At 39.1% G+C, this 3,276-nt stretch carries 3 protein-coding genes; 1 reads left to right on the top strand and 2 read right to left on the bottom strand.

Annotation, left to right across the window (positions count from 1 at the left end; genetic code table 11):
• Positions 1–582 (top strand): exosporium glycoprotein BclB-related protein (locus ACFVSH_RS23890; protein WP_387708211.1); only part of this gene is annotated, 582 nt, incomplete at its 5' end.
• 1,326 nt (positions 583–1,908) lie between these two features.
• Here ACFVSH_RS23890 and ACFVSH_RS23885 read toward each other — a convergent pair.
• Both ACFVSH_RS23885 and ACFVSH_RS23880 read right to left on the bottom strand, forming a co-directional pair.
• Positions 1,909–2,505, bottom strand: a complete 597-nt coding sequence (locus ACFVSH_RS23885) for a class I SAM-dependent methyltransferase (protein ID WP_387598314.1) — start codon at positions 2,503–2,505, stop codon at positions 1,909–1,911.
• A 62-nt stretch (positions 2,506–2,567) separates the two neighbouring features.
• Positions 2,568–3,276, bottom strand: a 709-nt coding sequence (locus ACFVSH_RS23880; RefSeq protein WP_387708209.1) for a glycosyltransferase WbsX family protein, incomplete at its 5' end; no start/stop codon positions are given.

The raw sequence follows: 3,276 nt of genomic DNA, 5'->3' as shown, positions 1-3,276 counted from the left end.
CAAGGATTCCAAGGTCCGCAAGGGTTCCAAGGTCCACAAGGATTCCAAGGTCCGCAAGGCCCGCGAGGAGAAACTGAAGGTTCAATCATTCCGTTTGCTTCCGGTGCTCCAGTAGAATTGACTAGTGTTCAATTAGGATTAGCTAATACTGGAGGTCTTATTGGGTTCGGAAGATCTACTGATACAGTTACTATTGGTGAAAGAACAATTACTATAAGTCCTGGTCTAGAGGGCGTTCTTGGCTTCGCATTTGTCGCACCACGTGCTGGAACTGTATCATCAATATCTGCATTCTTTAGTGCGACAGCGGCAGTAGCTTTAGATTCTGCTGTTACCATTAGAGCAGAATTATGGAAGGCAGCTGCAGCTAGCAACACCTTTACTCCCACAGGTGCCTTTGTACTATTAACACCAGCTTTAGGACCTGGTATATCCATTGGAGATACAGCTCATAATACTGCTTTAACTGGACTCGGGATTACAGCAGGGGATAAATTATTACTGGTTTTCTCTATAGATAATGCAGTTTCGGTTCTCACTACAGTTGCAGGTTTTGCAAGCGCGGGTATAACGATAATTTAATTTTTGTTTATATCGTTGTATTCAAACCATCAGTTGCAGTTAACAAACTCGATTAGAATTTTATTACGCCTGATAACACTTTTTCTAAAAACGGGAATGATTAATAAATCTTCCCGTTTTTTTGTACGTCCGGCAGGGGGGGAGTTTAAAGCTCTAAAGTCCTTAGTTGTGAAGGCAATAGTAGTCGTTAGCTTAATGAAAAGGGTGTCCACGGTGACGTGGTATCTGAAGGAAGCAAGCGGCAAACCTCCGTTCTGGGGAACACGAACTTTATATAAGGCTAGGTATCATTGGATGATTTTGCAAAACAAAACAAAGTCCTTAATCCGAAGGTGGTACAGAGTAAATGAAGCAGATAGATGGAGGGAAGGATCGTAACTCTTACCCGGGGATATCTGGTGACAGCCTATTACATTTGGTAACCTGTCATTGATGGGCAACTGAATCATCAGGAGTCAGCAGAGGCCATATTACTGGTCTATTCGAGAAGATAAGGAAGGAGCGAAGAGATTGAGGAGGACTGATACTAGTCGTTCGATATTTTGCGAAGAAGCAAACAATTCCTAACGAAACTTTTTTGAAGGATGAAGTAATGAATACACGGGGAACTTCAAAAGGGCGGTGCAGATAAAGGCAGAAATAGACCATCTTGTCCACGCAGGGAAAGGATATCAACGATGTTAATGGAACAGTACTAAAAAAATGAAACTTAAAACAGGCATTGAAGTGTGGAAAGAAATAAGGGAAGCCATGGCGTAGATGGAATGCCGGTTCAAAATCTAAGACCACATCTTATTACTGCGTGGCACATCATGAAAACCACCCTTTTACAGGAATCTTATCAACAACCGTAACCTGTACGTCGTATCGAAATCCCGAAACCAAGCGGCGAAGTTCGGTTATTGGGTATCTCGACCGTCTCATTCAATAAGCCATTACCCAGATATTGATCAAGAAATATGCCTCAACCATATCAGAAATAGCTATGGATTTTCCTAATAAACAAGGGCAACAGTCGGTTCGAAAGCGTACTGAGGAAATTAGATTCATGGATTCGAAAAGCATATGAATGCATATGAATGGGGAAATAGTAGATAGGCTATTAGCGTATTGGCCATAGCCCAATTCTAGAGAAAACTCTTGATAATGCCTATTGGCATCACAGAGGATTGGATTAATATATATGGAAGATATAAAAAATACGTCAGTCTTAAAAGCAAACGGTATGTACGGCGGTGTGAGAGGTCGGAGGCTAGGCGCCTCCTTCTTCTCGATTGGCTTTTAGGTTTGAAACTTTGTGCTGCACTTATTGCATGATTCGAAGGGCTATTTTATTTTACGGATAAGGCGCAAACTATCGTAATCACAGACGTATACGTATTCTTTACCTTCACAAAGTTCATCAACAGCTCTTTTAACATCTTGGTAAGTACTGTAGTCATGAAATGCAATCATGCCTCCGGCTATGACTCTTGGAGCATAAAGTTGTATATCCTGCTTTACGTTTAAATAGGTATGATCACCATCAACAAAAAGTGCTGAAATAAGCTCAGGGCATTCACCGATCGCTTCATGACTGTAGTTCTTTATTGGAATTACATAGTTCTCTAGTTGAAAACCTTGAATAGCTTTTTGAAAATCGTTAAAGTATTTTCCATGATATCCGCTATTGGGGATAAATGGATCTATTGCATATATCGGACGTTTGCGCTCACTAATCCACTTACTTCCGAGACCTAAGGCTGTTGTACTTTTACCTTTAAAAGAACCAATCTCTACAATGTCCCCTTGCAAATGATCAACTAAAGCCGGTAGATGCAAAAGTGCCGTTTGTTCCATATGTGTCAACCAGCCATATATGCTTTCAATGAAACCATATAATTCACTAATCTTTAATTGAGGAAAATCTCCTTGTATATTCAATTAATTAAGTCACCTCATTGTAGTCTTCTTCCAATAAAATATATAAAGAATTTTTAGAATCATTAAAGTCCATTAATATCAAGGGCTTTTTTTACTGCTTCCAAATATTGATATCCATACTTCTTATCTGGCTCTAAATATGTTCCTTCCGCCCACTCATTCCAAGCATTGATAAATAAAAATTCATTATTATTTTTCACTGCCTTTTGAATTTGCTGACTTAGATAGTAAGAGAATTTTTCAGGGGTTGACCCTTGAAAAATCAGTGCTCGATTTCCTACTCTGGCCGAGTTATCCCAATCAATAAATGCACCTGGAAATGTCTTTATATTTTTCTTTATATCAGATCCATCTAATATACATGAACATACTTGATCATAATCCATCACAATAAACTTTTGTTGATACCCATCCACAGCTCTCCGAAAAGTTGAACCACCTCCATGATTGCAAGTAAAACCTGGTTCAAATTCAAGACAAGCATCGAATCCTGCAATTTGGGGAGTCGCGAATGCATTTAAAGTTTTAACAAAGTAAATACCCTCAAGTCCATTTTGTTTAGCTAGATTTTGCCAATACAATAACATTTCCTCACATCTTGGAATGCTACCGGGTCGATAAATGGTAAATAAAGGTTTATTGTCCACCCTGATATACCTTTCATCCTTAAATGCTGTTAGTAAAAAATCAAAATGTTCTTTCCAATCTTCTTCATTACCATAATCTTGAGGCATTAAGACGTCGTGAATCCAACCTTCCCACCTTCTAGTC

Source organism: Peribacillus sp. NPDC058002 (assembly GCF_042886655.1).
Taxonomy (GTDB): Bacteria; Bacillota; Bacilli; order Bacillales; family DSM-1321; genus Peribacillus; species Peribacillus aracenensis.
Note: the sequence above shows the minus strand (reverse complement) of the source record. Positions and strands in the feature narration are given on the sequence as shown.